General features: G+C 39.2%; 24 protein-coding genes and 2 tRNA genes. 25 read left to right on the forward strand and 1 reads right to left on the reverse strand.

From position 1 onward, the window contains the following. Positions 1 to 72: 72 nt before the first annotated feature. The 25 genes from A5849_RS05410 (at position 73) to A5849_RS05530 (ending at position 18,296) form a co-directional block, all read left to right on the forward strand. A complete protein-coding gene (locus A5849_RS05410) occupies positions 73 to 1,041 on the forward strand; it encodes an alpha/beta hydrolase (RefSeq protein WP_002292805.1) in 969 nt (322 codons plus the stop codon). A gap of 112 nt (positions 1,042 to 1,153) precedes the next feature. Then, the gene (locus A5849_RS05415; protein ID WP_002300467.1) at positions 1,154 to 1,432 is read left to right on the forward strand and encodes a GNAT family N-acetyltransferase; all 279 of its coding nucleotides are present in this window, start codon (positions 1,154 to 1,156) and stop codon (positions 1,430 to 1,432) included. A gap of 117 nt (positions 1,433 to 1,549) precedes the next feature. Further along, entirely contained in the window at positions 1,550 to 1,786 is a 237-nt protein-coding gene (secG, locus tag A5849_RS05420; protein WP_002292802.1) for a preprotein translocase subunit SecG, read from the forward strand. A gap of 102 nt (positions 1,787 to 1,888) precedes the next feature. After that, a complete protein-coding gene (locus tag A5849_RS05425) occupies positions 1,889 to 2,644 on the forward strand; it encodes a carboxylesterase (protein WP_002308573.1) in 756 nt (251 codons plus the stop codon). Positions 2,645 to 2,646: 2 nt separating this feature from the next. Further along, positions 2,647 to 5,004 (forward strand): ribonuclease R, encoded by a 2,358-nt coding sequence (gene rnr / locus A5849_RS05430; protein WP_002347796.1) that lies wholly within the window; start codon positions 2,647 to 2,649, stop codon positions 5,002 to 5,004. A 21-nt stretch (positions 5,005 to 5,025) separates the two neighbouring features. Then, positions 5,026 to 5,490 (forward strand): SsrA-binding protein SmpB, encoded by a 465-nt coding sequence (gene smpB, locus A5849_RS05435; RefSeq protein ID WP_002345266.1) that lies wholly within the window; start codon positions 5,026 to 5,028, stop codon positions 5,488 to 5,490. 301 nt (positions 5,491 to 5,791) lie between these two features. Continuing rightward, entirely contained in the window at positions 5,792 to 6,511 is a 720-nt protein-coding gene (gene atpB / locus A5849_RS05440) for a F0F1 ATP synthase subunit A (RefSeq protein WP_002300474.1), read from the forward strand. A 52-nt stretch (positions 6,512 to 6,563) separates the two neighbouring features. After that, positions 6,564 to 6,779 carry an ATP synthase F0 subunit C gene (atpE, locus tag A5849_RS05445; protein ID WP_002292797.1) on the forward strand — a complete coding sequence of 72 codons (216 nt, stop codon included), beginning with the start codon at positions 6,564 to 6,566 and terminating at the stop codon, positions 6,777 to 6,779. A gap of 90 nt (positions 6,780 to 6,869) precedes the next feature. Further along, positions 6,870 to 7,394 carry a F0F1 ATP synthase subunit B gene (gene atpF / locus A5849_RS05450; RefSeq protein ID WP_002292796.1) on the forward strand — a complete coding sequence of 175 codons (525 nt, stop codon included), beginning with the start codon at positions 6,870 to 6,872 and terminating at the stop codon, positions 7,392 to 7,394. Then, positions 7,381 to 7,923 carry a F0F1 ATP synthase subunit delta gene (locus A5849_RS05455; protein ID WP_002292794.1) on the forward strand — a complete coding sequence of 181 codons (543 nt, stop codon included), beginning with the start codon at positions 7,381 to 7,383 and terminating at the stop codon, positions 7,921 to 7,923. The genes atpF and A5849_RS05455 overlap by 14 nt, the downstream gene beginning before the upstream one ends. Positions 7,924 to 7,945: 22 nt before the next feature. Further along, complete coding sequence (atpA, locus tag A5849_RS05460; RefSeq protein ID WP_002292793.1) at positions 7,946 to 9,502, forward strand: F0F1 ATP synthase subunit alpha; 1,557 nt, start codon at positions 7,946 to 7,948, stop codon at positions 9,500 to 9,502. A gap of 13 nt (positions 9,503 to 9,515) precedes the next feature. Next, positions 9,516 to 10,418 carry a F0F1 ATP synthase subunit gamma gene (locus tag A5849_RS05465; protein WP_002292792.1) on the forward strand — a complete coding sequence of 301 codons (903 nt, stop codon included), beginning with the start codon at positions 9,516 to 9,518 and terminating at the stop codon, positions 10,416 to 10,418. Between the two features lie 22 nt (positions 10,419 to 10,440). After that, positions 10,441 to 11,847, forward strand: a complete 1,407-nt coding sequence (gene atpD / locus A5849_RS05470; protein ID WP_002289006.1) for a F0F1 ATP synthase subunit beta — start codon at positions 10,441 to 10,443, stop codon at positions 11,845 to 11,847. Positions 11,848 to 11,860: 13 nt separating this feature from the next. Continuing rightward, positions 11,861 to 12,283, forward strand: a complete 423-nt coding sequence (locus tag A5849_RS05475) for a F0F1 ATP synthase subunit epsilon (protein ID WP_002289005.1) — start codon at positions 11,861 to 11,863, stop codon at positions 12,281 to 12,283. 335 nt (positions 12,284 to 12,618) lie between these two features. Next, positions 12,619 to 12,849: a DUF1146 family protein gene (locus A5849_RS05480; protein WP_002300479.1), complete on the forward strand. Its 231-nt coding sequence runs from the start codon at positions 12,619 to 12,621 to the stop codon at positions 12,847 to 12,849. A 99-nt stretch (positions 12,850 to 12,948) separates the two neighbouring features. Beyond that, positions 12,949 to 14,250, forward strand: a complete 1,302-nt coding sequence (gene murA / locus A5849_RS05485) for a UDP-N-acetylglucosamine 1-carboxyvinyltransferase (protein ID WP_002308580.1) — start codon at positions 12,949 to 12,951, stop codon at positions 14,248 to 14,250. A gap of 12 nt (positions 14,251 to 14,262) precedes the next feature. Beyond that, on the forward strand, positions 14,263 to 14,439 hold the full coding sequence (locus A5849_RS05490) for a DNA-directed RNA polymerase subunit beta (RefSeq protein WP_002292789.1): 177 nt from the start codon (positions 14,263 to 14,265) through the stop codon (positions 14,437 to 14,439). A gap of 131 nt (positions 14,440 to 14,570) precedes the next feature. After that, entirely contained in the window at positions 14,571 to 14,867 is a 297-nt protein-coding gene (gene yidD / locus A5849_RS05495; RefSeq protein WP_002308581.1) for a membrane protein insertion efficiency factor YidD, read from the forward strand. 179 nt (positions 14,868 to 15,046) lie between these two features. Beyond that, entirely contained in the window at positions 15,047 to 15,517 is a 471-nt protein-coding gene (locus tag A5849_RS05500) for an N-acetyltransferase (RefSeq protein ID WP_002308582.1), read from the forward strand. Between the two features lie 81 nt (positions 15,518 to 15,598). Further along, on the forward strand, positions 15,599 to 16,483 hold the full coding sequence (locus A5849_RS05505) for an ROK family protein (protein WP_002308583.1): 885 nt from the start codon (positions 15,599 to 15,601) through the stop codon (positions 16,481 to 16,483). Positions 16,484 to 16,593: 110 nt separating this feature from the next. After that, positions 16,594 to 16,830: a DUF2969 domain-containing protein gene (locus tag A5849_RS05510; RefSeq protein ID WP_002316425.1), complete on the forward strand. Its 237-nt coding sequence runs from the start codon at positions 16,594 to 16,596 to the stop codon at positions 16,828 to 16,830. 87 nt (positions 16,831 to 16,917) lie between these two features. Then, positions 16,918 to 16,998: transfer RNA gene (locus A5849_RS05515), tRNA-Tyr, on the forward strand. A 6-nt stretch (positions 16,999 to 17,004) separates the two neighbouring features. After that, positions 17,005 to 17,076: transfer RNA gene (locus A5849_RS05520), tRNA-Gln, on the forward strand. A 122-nt stretch (positions 17,077 to 17,198) separates the two neighbouring features. After that, positions 17,199 to 17,369, forward strand: coding sequence for a hypothetical protein (locus tag A5849_RS14895; RefSeq protein ID WP_002292784.1), 171 nt, complete (start codon positions 17,199 to 17,201; stop codon positions 17,367 to 17,369). Between the two features lie 219 nt (positions 17,370 to 17,588). Further along, positions 17,589 to 18,296 (forward strand): GntR family transcriptional regulator, encoded by a 708-nt coding sequence (locus tag A5849_RS05530; RefSeq protein ID WP_002292782.1) that lies wholly within the window; start codon positions 17,589 to 17,591, stop codon positions 18,294 to 18,296. 57 nt (positions 18,297 to 18,353) lie between these two features. On the opposite strand, the gene A5849_RS05535 is transcribed toward A5849_RS05530, so the two are convergent. Further along, positions 18,354 to 18,998: a YigZ family protein gene (locus A5849_RS05535; RefSeq protein ID WP_002308585.1), complete on the reverse strand. Its 645-nt coding sequence runs from the start codon at positions 18,996 to 18,998 to the stop codon at positions 18,354 to 18,356. Between the last annotated feature and the right edge of the window lie 75 nt (positions 18,999 to 19,073).

Genomic DNA, 19,073 nt, shown 5'->3' on the forward strand with positions numbered 1-19,073 from the left:
AAAAAGAATCCTATTGATCGGTATATTGTATAATAAATAGATTATAGTTTGGCAGAAAGCGGCGGGTGTACGATGGTTATTTTTTATTTCATTCTTATTCTGATAATTATAGGAATCAGTTACCATTTTCTTTCTTATTTTTATGCAAAGAAATTAGTAAGAGCGGGAGTACAGAGAGGCTATGACTGGTATGAAGACACTGGGCACCGCTTGATGGATCCTGCTGCAGTCACGTCAGTAGAAAAAAAGCGACAAAAATTAGAAGAAGAGTGTGAAAGCTTCTGGGAACAAGGAATACCGAAAACGATCAAAAGTTATGACGGGTTGAAACTAGCTGGACAGATGTTCATCCAACCAACTCAGCAGAATAAATGGGTCATTTGTGTACATGATTATCGAAGTACAGGGAAAAGAGATATGTCTCATATAGGTAAAAGATATGCAGAGAAAGGATTCAACGTTCTTATACCCGATTTACGTGCGCATGGAGAAAGTGAAGGAGAAATCATCGGAATGGGATGGCTAGACCGGCTAGATTTAATTGCATGGATCCAACTCATCTTAGATGAACAACCAGATGCATCCATTATTTTGCACGGGGGTTCAATGGGCGCTTCTACAATTATGATGGCAAGTGGTGAAAAGCTTCCATCTGCAGTCAAAGGATTTATCTTAGACAGCGGATATGTTTCTGTTTATGCGGAATTTCGGTACATGTTAAGTAAAATCACGGTCTTTCCTAAAAAAATGATCATGAGATATGCGAATCACTATGCTCAGAAATACGCAGGTTATTCTTTAAAGCAAGCATCAGCTACAAGGCAGCTTGGTAGTAACCATTTGCCTTTGTTAGTCATCCATGGTGAAAGAGATCATTTTGTTCCTACAGAAGCAGCATACACGATTCAAAACGCTACGGCAGGGGATAAAGCATTACTGCTTGTTCCAGAAGCAGAACATTTGGAAGCATCGATGAAAGATCCGAAGACCTATTGGACAGTGATTTTTTCATTTATTGAACAAAGAATAACGATGGATTGATTTCCTCTTCCTTTTTGTAAGCAATCCGAGGATAAATAATTGTTTATAGACCAGGAGACTGTTAAAATAAGGTAGGAATAAAAAAATATCAGTTATTTGAGGAGTGCGGCATATGGAAATCAAAGAGGAAAAAAATCGTCTTGCTTTATTCAATGATGAGCAACAAGAAATCGGAGAAATGACATGGTCGGATGCGGGGCCAGACATCATGATCATTGACCATACATTTGTCGATCCAGCATATCGTGGTCAAAAATTAGCTGAAAAGCTAGTGTATACTGGAGTAGAACTAGCAAGACGTGAAGGGAAAAAGATCATCCCTTTATGCCCTTACGCAAAAAAAGAGTTTGAGAAGAAACCAGAATATCATGACGTCTTACGCCAATCATAATAATAACAGCTGAAAGTTTTGCACTTTCAGCTGTTTTTCCATTTATATAGAGTTGTCACGGAGTTTTATCTATGATAAAGTTAAAGAGACGATATCTTTTGGGAAGGAGGCTGCTATATGTATAATTTAATTTTGGGAATCGTGATCGTTTTATCAATTGTTATGGTCATTGCGATTATGATGCAGCCAAGCAAGCAAAATAGTGCAGCGAGTGCATTTACCGGCGGTGCGGATCAACTATTCGGCAAACAAAAAGCTCGCGGCTTTGAAGCTGTCATGCAGCGATCAACTGCAGTCATGGGAGCTGTCTGGATGATCTTATTATTTGTCCTAGCATTTTTATCTTCGAAGTAGTCGAATAAGCCTCTCGCACAACGGCGGGCGGCTTTTTTTATTGCAAAGAGAACGCTTAAGAAGAAGTTATGAAAGAAACTATGGTAAAATGAGGCGAAAGAGGTGAAACGAGTGAAACAATTACCAAAACCCCTTTATGCAAAACATGGAAAACGAGCAGTTTTGCTGCTTCATGCGTACTCAGGAAGTCCAAATGATGTCCGGATGCTCGCACGGTTTTTAGAAAAAGCAGATTATACAGTCTATGCGCCGCTATTTAAAGGACATGGAACGATGGAGCCATATGATATCTTGCAAGAAAAAGCAGAAATCTGGTGGGCAGATACTAAAAAAGCCATCCATTTTTTACAGTCTGAACAGTTTTCTGATATTGCCGTATTGGGACTATCGATGGGTGGCATCTTTGCTGTACGGGCACTAGAAGAAGAATCAGTAATTGGCGGCGGTTTTTTCTGTTCGCCCCTGTCTCCTGTAAAAACAAACGTGCCTGAAAATTTTGAAAAATATGTACGTCAAGTGCTGAAGATAGCAGGCAAATCTGAAAAAGAAATCAATGAAAAAGCAGTGTCTTATCGCTCGTTAGCTGAACATCAATTAATGGATATACAAGACCAAGCAGCAATCGCAGAAAGTAGACTATCAGATATCCAACAGCCGATATTTTTAGCTCAAGCTGGGAAAGATGAAATGATCGACCCAAATGGTGTATTTGAAACGGCACGCAAATTGAGCCGCCAACGGGTGACACTTCAATGGTATCCTGAAAGCGGTCATGTGATTACAGTTGGCACAGCAAGACGCGAATTAGAAAAAGACGTGTTGGAATTTTTAGAAAAATTACCTTGGAATGAGGAATAAATATGACAAAAGAAACACTAAAAGAGAAAATTCTCTTTTTCATGGAAAGCAGTCGCAAACGTAGTTTTTCTATGGAAGAAATCGCTGAAGGTCTAGGCTTTCAAAAAAGCGATGATTTTAAATTACTAGTACAAACGATTGCTCAAATGGAAAGAGAACAGAGTATCGTTTTCAATAAAAAAGGAAAAGTGAAACTTCCTTTAAAACCAATCTTGGTCGAAGGGACATTTCGGGCAAATGAACGAGGATTTGGATTTGTAACAATTGATCCCGAAGAAGATGATATCTATATCCCGAAAGAAGCGACTGGCTTTGCAATGGATGGGGATACCGTAGCAATTGATATCATGAAGCGAGCAAATACAGATATGGATCGCGGAGCAGAGGGAAAAGTAGTGGAGATTCGAGACCGAGCGACTACTCAGTTAGCCGGAGAATTTGTTGCTTATTCAGACGAAGAGATACAGGAAACGGATCTTTATGGTGTGGTCATCCCGAAAGATAGAAAGCTTAACCAATTCAAAGTGTATGCAGCGGCAGAGGGAGTTCGTCCAGTTGACGGAAGTATTGTACTGATCGAACTGACCCATTACCCTGAAAAAGGGTATGCGACTAGTTTAGAAGGGATAATCAAGCAAGTGATTGGTCATAAGAATGACCCTGGCATGGATATCCTCTCGATTGTCGTGGCTAACGGTATTCCTACAAAATTTCCTGATGATGTGTTGTCTGAGGCAGATGAAGTTCCAGACCAGATCAGCGAAACGGATATTGTTGGACGCAGAGATTTAAGAAATCAGCTCATTGTTACAATTGATGGAGAAGATGCAAAAGATCTAGATGATGCAGTAACGGTAAAAAAATTAGAAAATGGTAATTATTTTCTTGGAGTACACATTGCAGATGTATCTTACTATGTGACGCAAGGCAGTCAACTGGACAGAGAAGCATACGAAAGAGGAACAAGTGTCTATTTGACCGATCGAGTGATTCCGATGATCCCACAACGTTTATCCAATGGTATCTGTTCATTGAATCCCCATGTTCCACGACTCACCATGAGTTGTGAAATGGAGATCGATCCAAATGGACAAGTTGTCTCACATGAGATTTTTCCAAGTGTGATCCAAACAACAGAACGGATGACCTACACAGCTGTCAATCAAATCTTAGAAGATCAAGATGAAGAAACGATGCAACGCTATGCTCAGCTCGTGCCTATGTTCCAAGAAATGGGTGAATTGCATCGAATCCTCGAAACGATGCGAATTAAACGTGGAGCGATTTCTTTTGAGGATCGTGAAGCGAAGATCCTTGTTGATGCTGAAGGACATCCAAATGACATCCAGCTAAGAAGCAGAGGGATAGGTGAACGCTTGATCGAATCCTTTATGCTTGCCGCCAACGAAACGGTAGCTGAACATTATAATAAATTAAATCTTCCGTTTATTTATCGAATCCATGAACAGCCAAAAGAAGAAAAAATGCAGCGCTTCTTTGATTTTGCTTCAGCTTTGGGCATTCTGGTACGAGGAACGAAAGGAACGATTACACCAAAAGATTTACAGCATGTGATCGAAGGAGTAGAAGATAAACCAGAAGCAGCAGTTATCAATACTATGTTGCTAAGAAGTATGCAACAAGCACGCTATTCAGAAGATAATTTTGGACATTATGGCTTAGCAGCAGATTACTACACACATTTTACATCTCCTATTCGGCGATATCCCGATCTGATCGTCCATCGGCTGATCCGTTCCTATAGCCAAGATAAAAGTGAAAGCATTCAAAGTTTATGGGCTGAGGAACTTCCTGAAATCGCAGATCATAGTTCTAAGATGGAGCGTCGCGCAGTAGAAACAGAACGTGAAGTAGATGCGATGAAGAAAGCAGAATTCATGATGGACAAAGTGGGAGAAGAATTCGACGGGATCATCAGCTCTGTTGTGAAATTCGGACTGTTTATCGAACTGCCGAATACAGTAGAAGGATTGATCCATATCAATGAATTGAAACAAGACTACTTCCATTTTATTGAAAATCATTTAGCACTTGTAGGTGAAAGAACCGGTATGACTTTTAAAATCGGACAAAAAGTGCGCGTAAAAGTAGTCAAAGCTGATCCAGATGAACGAGCAGTGGATTTTGAACTCGTTTCCGCAGAAGAGGTCACTGCGTTGGAACGTCCAAAATCACGCAATGGAAAATCTGGAAAACGAGAAGGAAAACAAGCAGGCAAACGCTCAGAAAAAAATGGCAAGAAGAACAAACGATATAGTGATAGTAAGCAAACGTTCGGTAAGAAAAAAGGGAAAAAGCCATTTTACAAAGGTGTCAAAAAGAAGAAAAAGAAAAAATAAAATGAGTTGGAGGAAACAGCTATGCCAAAAGGCGAGGGAAAATTAATTGCACAAAACAAGAAAGCTCGCCATGATTATTCGATCATCGACACGATGGAAGCAGGGATGGTCTTGCAAGGAACGGAGATCAAGTCGATACGAAACAGCCGGATCAATCTGAAAGATGGATTTATTCGTGTCCGCAACGGGGAAGCTTTCTTGCATAATGTTCATATCAGTCCTTATGAACAAGGAAATATTTTTAATCATGATCCGTTGCGCACGAGAAAACTATTATTGCACAAGAAACAAATCGTTCGTCTTGAAAACGAATTGAAAAACACGGGAATCACTGTTGTTCCTTTAAAAGTCTATATTCGTAACGGCTATGCCAAGGTATTGATTGGTCTGGCAAAAGGGAAAAAATCGTATGATAAACGGGAAGAGTTGAAACGAAAAGATATCGATCGACAAATTGATCGAACATTAAAAAATTTCTCTAGATAATTTCATTATCCTTTTTCGCATATTCGGTGCTTTTGCTTTTACTTAATGATAAAATTTGTTAGCATTTAATCTGATAAAACATGATTATCACAGGTTTTTTCTTAGATCAGGAGCACCGTGCATGGGGAAAAATTCGCTTCGTTTTTGACTGAAATAAAAAAGTGTCTAATTTTCATGAAAATGTTTTGAATTTTCTGTTTCATGGTGGTATGATACCGTGTGGTTAGAAACCGATTGGAAAAAACCAGATACGCACATGAATTGATTTTATGTGAATTTCGGGGAAAAGAGGTGAAATGGATTGGATGAACGCTCGCTAACGTTCCACATTGGACCAATTTGGTTTGATGGTACAGTTTGTATAATGGTGTTACTGACCTGTTTGATTGTTTTCTTCTTAGCTTACTTTTTTACAAGAAATCTTAAGTTGAAACCAACAGGCAAACAAAATGCGATAGAATGGGTCATTGATTTTAGTCGAGGAATCGTAACAGATAATCTGCCTAGAAAAGAATTGAGCAATTTCCATTTGTTGGCATTTACATTGTTTTTATTTGTTTTTGTTGCAAACAACATCGGTTTAGTAACAAAAATCGTCTTACCTAACGAAACAACACTTTGGAAAAGCCCGACAGCAGACCCGTTTGTTACTTTAACTTTGGCATTTATAATGATCTTACTTACTCACTTATTCGGGGTGAAAAAGTTAGGCTTCAAAGGATATTTCGTAAATTCGTTCTTGAAACCCTATAGTTTTATGTTTCCGATGAAACTGATTGAAGAATTTACAAACTTATTAACACTTGCTTTACGTCTTTATGGGAATATTTATGCGGGGGAAGTTTTGCTAACCTTGATTGCAAAAATGATGACAAGCTTAGGCTGGTTCTCATTACCATTAGCAATTCCATTAGAGATGGTCTGGATCGCGTTCTCCTTGTTTATTGGGAGCATCCAAGCATTTGTCTTTGTTACTTTGTCAATGGTTTATATGAGCCATAAGATTGAAGTAGAAGAATAATACTCGGTTAAAAAACAAACTACTATTTATCTATTTTAGGAGGAAAACAATTATGAATTATATCGCAGCAGCAATCGCAATCATGGGAGCAGCAATCGGAGCCGGTTATGGTAACGGTCAAGTTATCTCTAAAACAATCGAATCAATGGCTCGCCAACCTGAAATGTCTGGTCAATTCCGTACAACAATGTTTATCGGGGTAGCTCTAGTTGAAGCTGTTCCTATCTTAGGGGTAGTTATCGCCTTGATTCTAGTTTTTGCCGTTTAATTGAATCAGTATTAAGGCAGAAACAACATCGTTTGTTACTGCTTTTTTACATGGAAACTAGAAATACTCCAAAGAAAGGAAGGCTCGCCTATGCTGAATCAATTGGCAATTGCAGAAGTTGGCAATGCGATGTTAGGTAATATCATCGTTGTCAGCGGCTCATTTTTGATACTACTGGCTCTCTTGAAGCACTTTGCTTGGGGACCAATCAGCGATATTTTGAAAAAACGTGAAGACAAGATCGCCAATGATTTAGATTCTGCAGAACAATCTCGCATCAACTCAGCGAAAATGGAACAAGAACGCGAACAACAATTGTTAGCCTCTCGTTCTGATGCAGCTGATATCATCAAAAATGCGAAAGAAAGTGGAGAATTAAGCCGCCAAAATATTTTGAAGGATGCTCAAGAAGAAGCAGCTCGTCTAAAAAGCAAAGCCCAAGCTGATATCACTGTAGAACGTGATTCAGCGCTGAACTCTGTAAAAGACGACGTTGCAGAACTCTCTCTTCAAATCGCGGAAAAAATCTTGAACAAAGAATTATCTCCAGAAATGCATGAATCATTAATCAATCAATACATTGAAGGTCTAGGTTCTTCAAATGAAACTAGATAAATATACAGTAGGAAGACGTTACGGGAAAGCTTTATTTGAACTGGCGATCGATTCAAATCAAGCAGAAGAAATCTATCAAGATCTCGTAAGTTTACGTCAAATCTATGAACAAGTACCTGGATTAGGGAATATGTTAAGTGATGTTCGTCTAGAACCTCATGAAAAACGAGAAATCATGGACAAGCTTGTCAGCGGTTATGATGGGATCGTTAAAAACTTTTTAGAAGTTGTTTATGAGTATAACCGAATGGATGACCTTTTGTTCATGATCGAAGAATATGAACGTCGATATGATGAACATCAAGGGTTACTATTGGGAAGTGTCACAACAGCAGTCCCACTTTCAGACGAACAACGAATACAATTAGAAAAGAATGTTGCAAAAACAATGGACTATCAATCAGTTGAATTAAAACAAATCGTTGATTCTTCTATTATTGGTGGCGCGATTGTTGAAGCCAACCATCGAGTAATCGACGGAAGCATTCGCACGCAATTAGAAAAAATGCGTAATCAATTAAATAGATAGTACAAAGAGGTAGGTGAATCGAATGGCCATCAAAGCAGAAGAAATTAGTGCCTTGATTAAAGAACAAATTGAAAATTATCAAAACGTGCTTTCAGTCGAAGAAATCGGTACCGTAACTTATGTAGGTGACGGGATCGCTCGTGCACATGGTTTAGAAAACGCGATGAGTGGTGAGTTGCTTGAATTTTCAAACGGCTCATACGGAATGGCGCAAAACTTAGAGTCAAATGATGTAGGTATCATTATCCTTGGCGATTTCGAGTCCATTCGTGAAGGAGATAAAGTAAAACGAACAGGTAAGATCATGGAAGTTCCAGTTGGAGAGGCCTTGATTGGTCGGGTAGTCAATCCGCTAGGTCAACCAATCGACGGACTAGGTGAAATCGTTACTGACAAAGCTCGTCCAGTAGAAGCGATGGCACCAGGCGTTATGCAACGTAAATCTGTTAACGAACCAATGCAAACAGGGCTAAAAGCGATCGACGCCCTTGTGCCAATCGGACGCGGACAACGTGAATTAGTCATCGGTGACCGTAAAACAGGGAAAACTTCTATTGCGATCGATACGATCATCAACCAAAAAGGCCAAGATATGATCTGTATCTATGTAGCAATCGGACAAAAAGATTCTACAGTTCGTACACAAGTTGAAACATTGAAAAAATATGGCGCAATGGATTACACAATCGTTGTGAATGCCGGTGCGTCTCAACCAGCACCATTGCTTTATATCGCACCATATGCTGGTACTGCAATGGGTGAAGAATTCATGTACAATGGTAAACATGTATTGATCATTTTTGATGATCTTTCAAAACAAGCTGTTGCTTATCGTGAACTTTCCTTGCTACTTCGCCGTCCACCAGGTCGTGAAGCTTATCCTGGGGATGTTTTCTACTTGCACTCACGTTTATTAGAACGTGCAGCAAAATTAAGTGATGATTTAGGCGGCGGTTCAATGACTGCTTTGCCATTTGTTGAAACGCAAGCTGGAGATATCTCTGCTTATATCCCAACAAACGTTATTTCAATCACTGACGGACAAATCTTCTTAGAAAGCGACTTGTTCTACGCAGGTACTCGTCCAGCGGTTGATGCCGGACTATCTGTCTCTCGTGTAGGGGGTTCTGCGCAAATCAAAGCAATGAAAAAAGTTGCTGGGACTTTACGTCTAGATTTAGCAAGTTATCGTGAATTAGAAGCATTTACACAATTCGGTTCTGATTTGGATGCGGCAACACAAGCAAAACTAAATCGTGGACGCCGTACAGTAGAAATCTTGAAACAAAAACTGCATGCACCGCTAGCTGTTGAAAAACAAGTAGTGATTTTGTATGCCTTGACGCATGGATTCTTGGACAGTATCCCTGTAGACAGTATTTTAGACTTCGAACATGAATTATTCGAATATCTGGATACCAATCATTCAGATATTTTTGAAACAATCCGTACAACAAAAGATCTTCCAGAAGAAGAAACGTTGAACAGTGCGATTCAGGAATATAAAGACATGTTCTTAGCTACAAAAGGAAATAATTCCTCTACAGAAGATAAATTGAAATCCATTCAAAATGCATAGTGAGGTGAGATGAATGGGTGCTTCATTAAATGAAATCAAGACACGTATCGCTTCAACGAAAAAAACGAGCCAAATCACGCGGGCAATGCAGATGGTGTCTGCTTCTAAGTTGACAAAATCTGAAGCTTCTTCACAGAAGTTTCAGGTTTATGCAACAAAAGTAAGGGAAATCGTTACGCATTTGACTGCTACTCAGTTAAATGATATTGCCTCAGAAAATCCTAGAGGGGATATCAATTACAACAGCATGCTGCTCAGCCGTCCTGTGAAGAAAACCGGTTATATCGTCATCACTGCAGATGGCGGTCTGGTCGGTGGATATAACAGTTCGATATTGAAACAAACGATGTCTATTTTAGAAGAAGACCACCAATCACCCGATGATTACGTGATGATCGCAATTGGCGGAACTGGTGCAGACTTCTTTAAAGCACGCGGTATCAACCTAGCATATGAGCTGCGCAATTTATCTGATCAGCCAAGCTTTGATGAAGTCCGCAAAATCGTAAATATGGCAACAACTATGTACCAAAACGAAGTATTCGATGAATTATACGTATGTTATAACCATCATATCAATTCGCTAACTAGTCAGTTTCGTGTAGAAAAAATGCTGCCAATCTCAGACTTAGATCCAGAAGAAGCAACGACTTTCGAACAAGAATATATTTTTGAACCTTCAAAAGAAGAAATCTTGTCTCAGTTATTGCCTCAGTATGCTGAAAGTTTGATCTACGGTGCGATCGTTGACGCCAAAACAGCAGAACATGCTGCTGGTATGACAGCAATGAAAACAGCAACTGATAATGCTGCTAATATCATTGATGAGCTGACGGTTTCTTACAACCGTGCAAGACAAGGGGCTATTACCCAAGAAATTACCGAAATTGTTGCCGGAGCTTCGGCACTAGAATAGTATTGAGATTGGAGGAAAAAAGATGAGTTCAGGCAAGATTGTTCAAGTAATCGGTCCCGTTGTCGACGTGGAATTTTCTTTAGACCAATCCTTACCAGATATCAACAACGCATTAGTTGTTTATAAAAATGACGAAAATAAATCAAAAGTTGTTCTTGAAGCAGCATTAGAATTAGGGGACGGAGTGATCCGAACCATTGCAATGGAATCAACAGATGGTTTACAAAGAGGAATGGAAGTCATTGATACAGGCAAAGCAATCTCTGTTCCTGTAGGTAAAGAAACATTAGGTCGCGTATTCAACGTACTAGGAGATACGATCGATTTAGAAACACCTTTCCCAGAAGATGCGGAAAGAAGCGAAATTCATAAAAAAGCACCAGCCTTTGACGAATTAAGTACAAGTACAGAAATTTTGGAAACAGGGATCAAAGTTATCGACTTGCTTGCCCCATATTTAAAAGGTGGGAAAGTTGGACTATTTGGTGGTGCCGGTGTTGGTAAAACCGTACTGATCCAGGAACTAATCCATAATATCGCCCAAGAACACGGTGGTATTTCTGTATTTACCGGTGTTGGTGAACGTACTCGTGAAGGTAATGACTTGTATTATGAAATGAAAGATTCAGGAGTTATCGAAAAGACAGCCATGGTGTTCGGTCAAATGAACGAACCACCAGGTGCACGTATGCGTGTTGCGTTAACTGGTTTGACGATTGCGGAATATTTCCGTGATGTAGAAGGCCAAGATGTACTGTTGTTTATCGACAATATTTTCCGTTTCACTCAAGCTGGATCTGAAGTATCAGCCTTGTTAGGACGGATGCCTTCTGCGGTTGGTTATCAACCAACATTGGCAACAGAAATGGGTCAATTGCAAGAACGTATCACATCTACGAAAAAAGGTTCGATTACATCGATCCAAGCCATCTATGTGCCAGCCGATGACTACACTGACCCGGCGCCGGCAACAGCATTCGCCCATTTGGATGCGACAACCAACTTGGAACGTAAATTAACAGAACAAGGGATTTATCCAGCGGTAGATCCATTGGCTTCTTCTTCAAGTGCTTTAGCACCTGAAATCGTGGGAGAAGAACACTATAAAGTAGCAACAGAAGTCCAACACGTATTGCAACGATATCGTGAATTACAAGATATTATTGCTATCTTAGGTATGGATGAATTATCCGATCAGGAAAAAGTGTTAGTTTCTCGTGCCCGCAGAGTCCAATTCTTCTTGTCACAAAACTTTAACGTGGCTGAACAATTTACTGGTCTTCCAGGTTCTTATGTTCCTGTAGAAGAAACAGTGAAAGGATTCCGCGAAATCTTGGAAGGCAAATACGATGATCTTCCTGAAGAAGCTTTCCGAAGTGTTGGCCGAATCGAAGACGTCGTAGAAAAAGCGAAAACACTAGGCTACTAGAAAGGGGTGCCCCATGGATCAATATTTAACAGTAAATGTGGTAACTCCTGCCGGTTTGGTCTATGATCACCATGCAGCTATCGTCGTCGCACGTACGACAGCTGGTGAGCTTGGGATTTTGCCTAAACATGCACCGATCATCGTTCCTTTGACGATTGATGAAGTTCGTGTAAAACGGACAGATTCAGATACCCATGTCGATTGGATTGCTGTGAATGGCGGAATCATGGAAGTGCGTGATAATGTTGTTTCAATCGTTGCTGATAGTGCGGAACGTGAACGGGATATCGATGTATCTCGTGCGGAACGTGCAAAACAACGTGCAGAACGCCAGATCGAAGAAGCAAAAGCAAAACAAGATACGAACGAATTGAAGCGGGCAACTGTTGCGTTGCATCGAGCAATCAATCGTATTAAAGTATCTAAGCACTCATAAAATGAGAAGCGGATGTTTATCCGTGTTTCAGAGGTCGTGAGCCTGCCATTCAGCTCCGAGTCACAAGGAACAAATTAAAAAAAACAGGTTCTCATGTTTGATGAATATTGTGGCTTGTGACCGAGGAGTTGGCAGGAGAACACCGTTTATTTAGAATAAAGGACTGAGACAAGACTTTTGTCTCAGTCTCTTTTTTTGCATATTTTTTCCCTTATTTCCTAAAAATGTAAGGGTATTCCTCTATTTTTAAGTATACTTGTTTTTCCTTTTATACATTTTATGGTATTATCATTTTATTAGTTATTATAAAAACAACTGTTAGAAAGGACGTCATTATGCAAGTATACGGAATTGATGCGATACTTCGAATCGTGAGTCATTTGGCGTTTATCTACTTAGCCTTCTGGTCTTTACGTTCGTTACGCATTGAGACTTTTTTTAGACCAATGCATAATACGCAAATTAGAATGGCAATCGTACTTTTTTCAATCTTTTTAGGGTACACTGCAAGTAATTTTTTCTTAGAAGTTATCGCTTTATGCCGAAATCTTTTCGTTAGCCTGTAAATTTTAAAAAAAGGTACTATTTTAAAAGCAAGGGTGTTATAATAGAAAAGATTTTGAGTAAGTGTATGCTCATTGGAATTTTTTGGAGGGAACAACAACATGGAAGAGATCATCGTAAGAGGTGGCAATCAATTAAATGGAACAGTAAGAATTGAAGGAGCTAAAAATGCTGTATTGCCTATTTTAGCTGCCAGTTTGTTAGCAGAAGAAGGTATTACGACATTAGACAACGTTCCGATTCTTTCTGATGTCTTCACTATGAATCAAGTGATTCGTCACTTAAATGTAGATGTAGATTTTGATGAACAAAAGAATCAAGTAACAATCGACGCTTCAAGACAATTAGAGATCGAAGCGCCTTATGAATATGTTAGTCAAATGCGTGCTTCAATCGTTGTGATGGGACCGCTACTTGCTAGAAATGGACATGCAAAAGTGGCTATGCCTGGTGGATGTGCGATTGGTAAACGCCCAATCGATTTACATTTAAAAGGATTTCAAGCTTTAGGAGCAAAAATTATTCAAAAAAACGGCTATATTGAAGCAATTGCAGATGAATTGATCGGTAACACGATTTATTTAGATTTTCCTAGTGTAGGTGCTACTCAAAATATCATGATGGCTGCCGTAAAAGCAAAAGGAACAACCATCATTGAAAACGTAGCTCGCGAACCAGAAATCGTTGATTTAGCAAATATTTTAAATAAAATGGGTGCTCATGTCTATGGAGCGGGTACTGAAACAATGCGTATCGAAGGCGTTGATCATTTACATGCAGTCAACCATTCAATCGTACAAGATCGTATCGAAGCTGGTACCTTTATGGTCGCTGCTGCAATGACAGAAGGCAATGTACTGATTGCTGATGCTATCTCTGAACATAACCGCCCATTGATTTCTAAATTGATCGAAATGGGTGCAGAAATCATTGAAGAAGAAGGCGGAATCCGTGTCATCGGACCAAAACATATCTTACCTACAGATGTAAAAACGATGCCTCATCCTGGTTTCCCTACAGATATGCAAGCTCAAATGACAGCCATCCAATTAGTGGCAGAAGGTACAAGCGTAGTAACTGAAACAGTTTTTGAAAATCGGTTCCAACATTTAGAAGAAATGCGCCGTATGAACGCCCACGTCAAAATCGATGGAAATGTAGCAATCATGGATGGAAACCATGAATTGCAAGGTGCGGAAGTGTATGCAACAGACTTGCGTGCAGCAGCAGCATTAGTTTTAGCTGGCTTGAAAGCAAATGGAATCACACGTGTCCGTAACTTGAATTATCTAGATCGTGGCTATTATAACTTCCATATCAAACTACAAAAATTAGGTGCAGATGTTGAACGTGTAGACATGGATCAAACTCCTGCTGAAAAAACAGCACAAACGATTGCATAAGGAAGTGGCTGAATGAGTAACCAACGATATATCTTATTAACTCTGATAAAGATTTTAGTGGTGATCTTATTACTTATCCTTCTTTTTGTAGCCGGAACGATGATTGGATATGGTGTCATCGGTGGTGGCAATCCATTTAAAGTATTTCAACCAAGCTTGTGGATTCATATTCGAGACTTTTTTCATTGATAATTAATTACGGTGGTTCTAGTCGATAGGAAATGAGCCATGAAGCAGCATAGGATAAAAGAAAACAGAAGGGAACGTTGACTTTAGTCGCGATCCCTTTTTTTAGTAAAAGAAAAGAAGGAATCTAGTTGATGAAGAAGATATTGATTTATTTAGTTAGAGGATATCAGCGCTTTATTTCGCCTGCATTTCCTCCTAGTTGCCGCTATTATCCAACCTGTTCTAATTATATGATAAAAGCAATTCAAACTCATGGTGCGCTAAAAGGGACGGTAATGGGAACGGCTCGGATCTTACGCTGTCATCCCTTTGTCAAAGGCGGTATTGATTATGTACCTTTGACCTTTCAATTAACGAGAAATAAGAAAGATAAAAAAGAACCAGATTATGAAAAGGTTGTGAAAAATACGGGTAGCACTGAGCAATAAAGAAATAATTTGGAAAATAGCTTCCCATATTTTGCAAAATTGTGAGTTATTGTCGAAGTGCTGGATTTGGAACACCGTCAAAAAAGGTTGTGAAAAATACGGGTAGTACTGGGCAATAAAGAAAAGAGAGAGTGACTATCAAAGCAACGACTTCATGACTACATATATGGAGGTCAAAAATGATCGAAGAACTCAATAAGATAGATTTACCATGGTCCTTGTTATTAGATGCAGATCCTGATAAAGAAAAAGTTCAGGTATATGTTTCAAAGGGGAACGGCTGGATATGGAAAGAAAAAGAAAAAACAATAGGTATACTGATCTATATAGTAAGGGAAAAAGAATTCGAAATCGTTAACGTAGCTGTAGAACCTTCGCATCAAGGAAAAGGGATTGGTGGGAAACTCCTTGAGACAGCTTTTCAGGAGCTTTCACAGCTCGCTTCCAGTCAAACTCAGATCATCATACGAACCGGCAGTACTAGCAGTGCTGCGTTACATCTCTATCAAAAAATGGGCTATGTGGAGATTGGTCGAGTCAAAGACTATTTTATCCATCATTATTCTAAACCGATTTTTGAGAACGGAGAACAATTGCGAGATCAAGTGATTTTAGCAATTCACTTACACAAAACCAGCTTTAACGAATAGACTTGTGATCCGAGAAAATGCTTTCAAATACTAAACATATACATTACAATAGCTTTAGCAAGCAAAAAGGAGAATATGTTTATGGGGATATTAGTTTTTGATTTTGGCGGGTCGGCTGTCAAATATGGATGTTGGGATAGTAAAGATGTCAAAGGCAAGGGCCAATTTGCAACGCCCGAATCTTGGGAAGAAATGAAAGCGCAATTATTACAAGTCTATAAAGACATGTGTCTTTCTTTTGAGATTGAAGGAATTGGGATCAGCTCACCTGGAGTAGTGAATAATGAGAAACAGGTAATTGAGGGAATCAGTGCGATCCCTTATATCCATGGCTTTAATATTTTTAGAGATTTGGAAACTTTGTTTCAACTTCCGGTAACGATTGAAAATGACGCCAACTGTGCCGGAATGGCTGAGTTTTATGAAGGAGCTGCTCGTGATTATCAAGATGTTGCTTTTGTCGTGGTAGGAACTGGGATTGGTGGGGCGATGTTCACGAAAGGCCAAATCAATAAAGGTGCACATCTTTATGGTGGAGAGTTCGGTTTGATGTTCTTAGAGGGCGATCAGACATTTAGTAAACTTGGTACAGCCGTACAGATGGCTTGGCGGTATTGTGAACGCAAAGGAGTCGATAAGAATACTTATACCGGAAAAGACGTCTTTGAATTAGCAGAAACTGGGGATGAAATAGCAAAAGAAGAAGTTGAGAGTTTTTATACGTACCTTGCAAAAGGTTTATTCAGTATCCAATTTTCATTCGATCCGGAAGTTATCGTATTAGGCGGTGGCGTTTCTGCAAAGGATGGGCTCATCGATGAGATCCAAAGTAGAATGAAGAAGTTGACAGATCAATTCGACCTGCATGATTTCGAGCCACAGATCCTATTGTGTGAATACAGAAACGATGCTAACCTTGTAGGCGCAGCGGCCAACTATATCGCTATAGGTCAAGGGGAGAATTAAAAGCTTTAGAGAAGTCACTTCTTGCATAAAAGAAGATGAAATGGACAAGAGATTTTTGCCTAAGGAATGTTTTATTGGCTGCAATATGATAAAATGTCTGAGAGGTGAAAATGATGTCAAAAAAAAATAAAGATATTGAAGTACGTATCGAAGAAGTAAAAAAAGATATCAAAGGTAAGAATTATGAAGTCACTCAGTTATTTATAGGAAAAAAAATGATTGGTGAAATTTTAGCCTATGGACCAAAAGAATATGAAATTTTCTTTGGTGAAGAAGATTTTGGAAAAGAAAAAAGTCTTGAAAACGCGATAGAAACAGTGATTCGTCACTGGAATCTGCACGAATAAAAAAATATCAAAAAAACTTTCAATAAAGGGTTGCAAAAATCTGGAAAATTAGGTATTATAACTAAGTCAGGTTGATACAAACCTTTCGGAGGAGTAGCGAAGTGGCTAAACGCGACGGACTGTAAATCCGTTCCTTAGGGTTCAGTGGTTCGAATCCACTCTCCTCCATTTCATTGGGGTATAGCCAAGCGGTAAGGCAAGGGACTTTGACTCCCTCATGCGTTGGTTCGAATCCAGCTACCCCAGTATAGCACAACCGTAGGCTCTCGTAAGTTCGAGAGCTCTTTTTTTGCTTTGCTACCTTGTTCCTTGAAGATTCTGTCAAATTAAGATAGAGTTAAGTTAACAAAAAAATTGGAGGGATCAAAATGAAGTGGAAAGAAAAAGTAGACGAAGCAGCTGAAAAGTTATATGACTTGGTCAAATCAGAAAAATACGATATCGAAGTGAACATTCCTAAAAAAGGTGAAAAAGCAGTCCATGTAAAATCAAAACGCCCAACGAATCATACCAAAAAATGGATGGCTAAAAACCGCTAATAATAACAAAAGATCCATAAATCGGCATTTTCAGCGATTATAGGGTCTTTTGTTATTTTCTCAATAGGACATATCTAGAAAATGAATTCTATTAATAGGAATGGGAAGAAGGATTTGTACCTACATCATCTGTTTATGGATAGAATCCTTTATCTTTTTCAGTTGTGAATCAGGTATATACCAGTTATAATAGAAGAAACGAAAGGACGGGTGTACGTTATGTCGAATCAATTACCTGTATATATACAGATTCATGACCAATTAAAAAATGAAATCGAACAAGGTATATGGAAAGTCGGAGACCGTCTTCCTTCAGAAAGAGAATTAGCAGTGAAATTCAATGTCAGCCGTATGACGTTGAGACAAGCAATTCAAAACTTGGCAGATGAAGGAATCTTAGAAAGAAAGATCGGTTCGGGTACATATGTTGCGCGAGAAAAAGTACAAGAAAAGATGTCTGGCGCGACAAGTTTTACAGAAATCATGGAATCGCAAAATAGAGTACCTTCTAGTCGAACAATCTCTTACTTTTTGACTTCGCCAAGCTCAAGTGAAATGGAAAAACTAAACTTGAGTAAAGATGACACGATCTTGCGAATGGAGCGTATTCGTTTTGCAGACGATGTCCCTATTTGTTTTGAAGTAGCCAGTGTTCCGCAAAAGCTGATCGATGGCTACAGCAAAGCAGAGATTACTGAATCGCTGTATCGCACATTAGAAGAAAAAGGCGGGAAAAAAATCGGTCCAGCGAATCAAACGATTACTGCTGTATTGGCTTCTGAGAAAATCGCAGACTATTTAGAGGTGAAACGAGGAGATGCAGTTCTTCGTTTGCGTCAGATTTCCTATTTTGAAGATGGTACGCCATTTGAGTATGTGCGTACGCAATATGTAGGAAATCGTTTTGAGTTTTATTTGGAAAAATAAAAAACAGGTGATCCCTGATTCCTTATTCGAAAAAAAGAGAATCAGAATCACCTGTTTTTATCTATGATCAGTTATCAGTTGCTCGTGATAAGAAACAGGACCTTCTTCAAATTGGACTTGTCCGTTCAGCAGCTCAATGATGGATTCTTTAAAGCTGTCAGCATTTTTTTCATCCACTGCACAGATGACGATGACTTGATCAGTGTATTGGATTTCTTTTATGAAAAAATGCTGTAGTTCAAGATAATTTTGTAATTTTCCTAGTTGCGGATACGTGATCACTACGGAGATCTCCTGTTGCAAGGTACCTTCTACGATTCCAATGTCGGACAATGCTTGAGAGACCGCATGAGTATATGCACGTATCAATCCGCCCGTGCCGAGTTTCGTTCCTCCAAAATATCGAGTGACTACTGCAGCTACATTGATCAGTTGATTTTTTTTGAGGACTTCCAACATCGGTACGCCCGCCGTTCCACTTGGTTCGCCATCATCGCTACTACGTTGGATCTCATTTTTTTCGCCAATGACGAAGGCGCTGCAGTTATGGTTTGCTTTCCAATGTTCTTTTTTGATTTCTTGGATGAAGTTTTTCGCTTCTTCTTCTGATTCTATTCGTTTAAGAGAACAGATAAAGCGTGATTTCTTGATTTCAATCTCACTTTGTCCATTTTCTTTGATTGTACGATAACGTTCGATCATCTTGTCACCTCTTTTTTTCGGTTGCTTTATTCAGTATAAAGAAAGTTCTAGGTTGTTTCAACACTATAACGGTTG

The organism is Enterococcus sp. 10F3_DIV0382, assembly GCF_002140245.1.
In the GTDB taxonomy this organism is placed as follows: Bacteria; Bacillota; Bacilli; order Lactobacillales; family Enterococcaceae; genus Enterococcus_B; species Enterococcus_B lactis.

Coding starts and splice junctions, on each gene's coding strand:
- A5849_RS05410 (WP_002292805.1), top strand. CDS start 73: ATGGTTATTTTTTATTTCATTCTTATTCTGATAATTATAGGAATCAGT.
- A5849_RS05415 (WP_002300467.1), top strand. CDS start 1,154: ATGGAAATCAAAGAGGAAAAAAATCGTCTTGCTTTATTCAATGATGAG.
- secG (WP_002292802.1), top strand. CDS start 1,550: ATGTATAATTTAATTTTGGGAATCGTGATCGTTTTATCAATTGTTATG.
- rnr (WP_002347796.1), top strand. CDS start 2,647: ATGACAAAAGAAACACTAAAAGAGAAAATTCTCTTTTTCATGGAAAGC.
- smpB (WP_002345266.1), top strand. CDS start 5,026: ATGCCAAAAGGCGAGGGAAAATTAATTGCACAAAACAAGAAAGCTCGC.
- atpE (WP_002292797.1), top strand. CDS start 6,564: ATGAATTATATCGCAGCAGCAATCGCAATCATGGGAGCAGCAATCGGA.
- atpF (WP_002292796.1), top strand. CDS start 6,870: ATGCTGAATCAATTGGCAATTGCAGAAGTTGGCAATGCGATGTTAGGT.
- A5849_RS05455 (WP_002292794.1), top strand. CDS start 7,381: ATGAAACTAGATAAATATACAGTAGGAAGACGTTACGGGAAAGCTTTA.
- atpA (WP_002292793.1), top strand. CDS start 7,946: ATGGCCATCAAAGCAGAAGAAATTAGTGCCTTGATTAAAGAACAAATT.
- A5849_RS05465 (WP_002292792.1), top strand. CDS start 9,516: ATGGGTGCTTCATTAAATGAAATCAAGACACGTATCGCTTCAACGAAA.
- atpD (WP_002289006.1), top strand. CDS start 10,441: ATGAGTTCAGGCAAGATTGTTCAAGTAATCGGTCCCGTTGTCGACGTG.
- A5849_RS05475 (WP_002289005.1), top strand. CDS start 11,861: ATGGATCAATATTTAACAGTAAATGTGGTAACTCCTGCCGGTTTGGTC.
- A5849_RS05480 (WP_002300479.1), top strand. CDS start 12,619: ATGCAAGTATACGGAATTGATGCGATACTTCGAATCGTGAGTCATTTG.
- murA (WP_002308580.1), top strand. CDS start 12,949: ATGGAAGAGATCATCGTAAGAGGTGGCAATCAATTAAATGGAACAGTA.
- A5849_RS05490 (WP_002292789.1), top strand. CDS start 14,263: ATGAGTAACCAACGATATATCTTATTAACTCTGATAAAGATTTTAGTG.
- yidD (WP_002308581.1), top strand. CDS start 14,571: ATGAAGAAGATATTGATTTATTTAGTTAGAGGATATCAGCGCTTTATT.
- A5849_RS05500 (WP_002308582.1), top strand. CDS start 15,047: ATGATCGAAGAACTCAATAAGATAGATTTACCATGGTCCTTGTTATTA.
- A5849_RS05505 (WP_002308583.1), top strand. CDS start 15,599: ATGGGGATATTAGTTTTTGATTTTGGCGGGTCGGCTGTCAAATATGGA.
- A5849_RS05510 (WP_002316425.1), top strand. CDS start 16,594: ATGATGTCAAAAAAAAATAAAGATATTGAAGTACGTATCGAAGAAGTA.
- A5849_RS14895 (WP_002292784.1), top strand. CDS start 17,199: ATGAAGTGGAAAGAAAAAGTAGACGAAGCAGCTGAAAAGTTATATGAC.
- A5849_RS05530 (WP_002292782.1), top strand. CDS start 17,589: ATGTCGAATCAATTACCTGTATATATACAGATTCATGACCAATTAAAA.
- A5849_RS05535 (WP_002308585.1), bottom strand. CDS start 18,998: ATGATCGAACGTTATCGTACAATCAAAGAAAATGGACAAAGTGAGATT.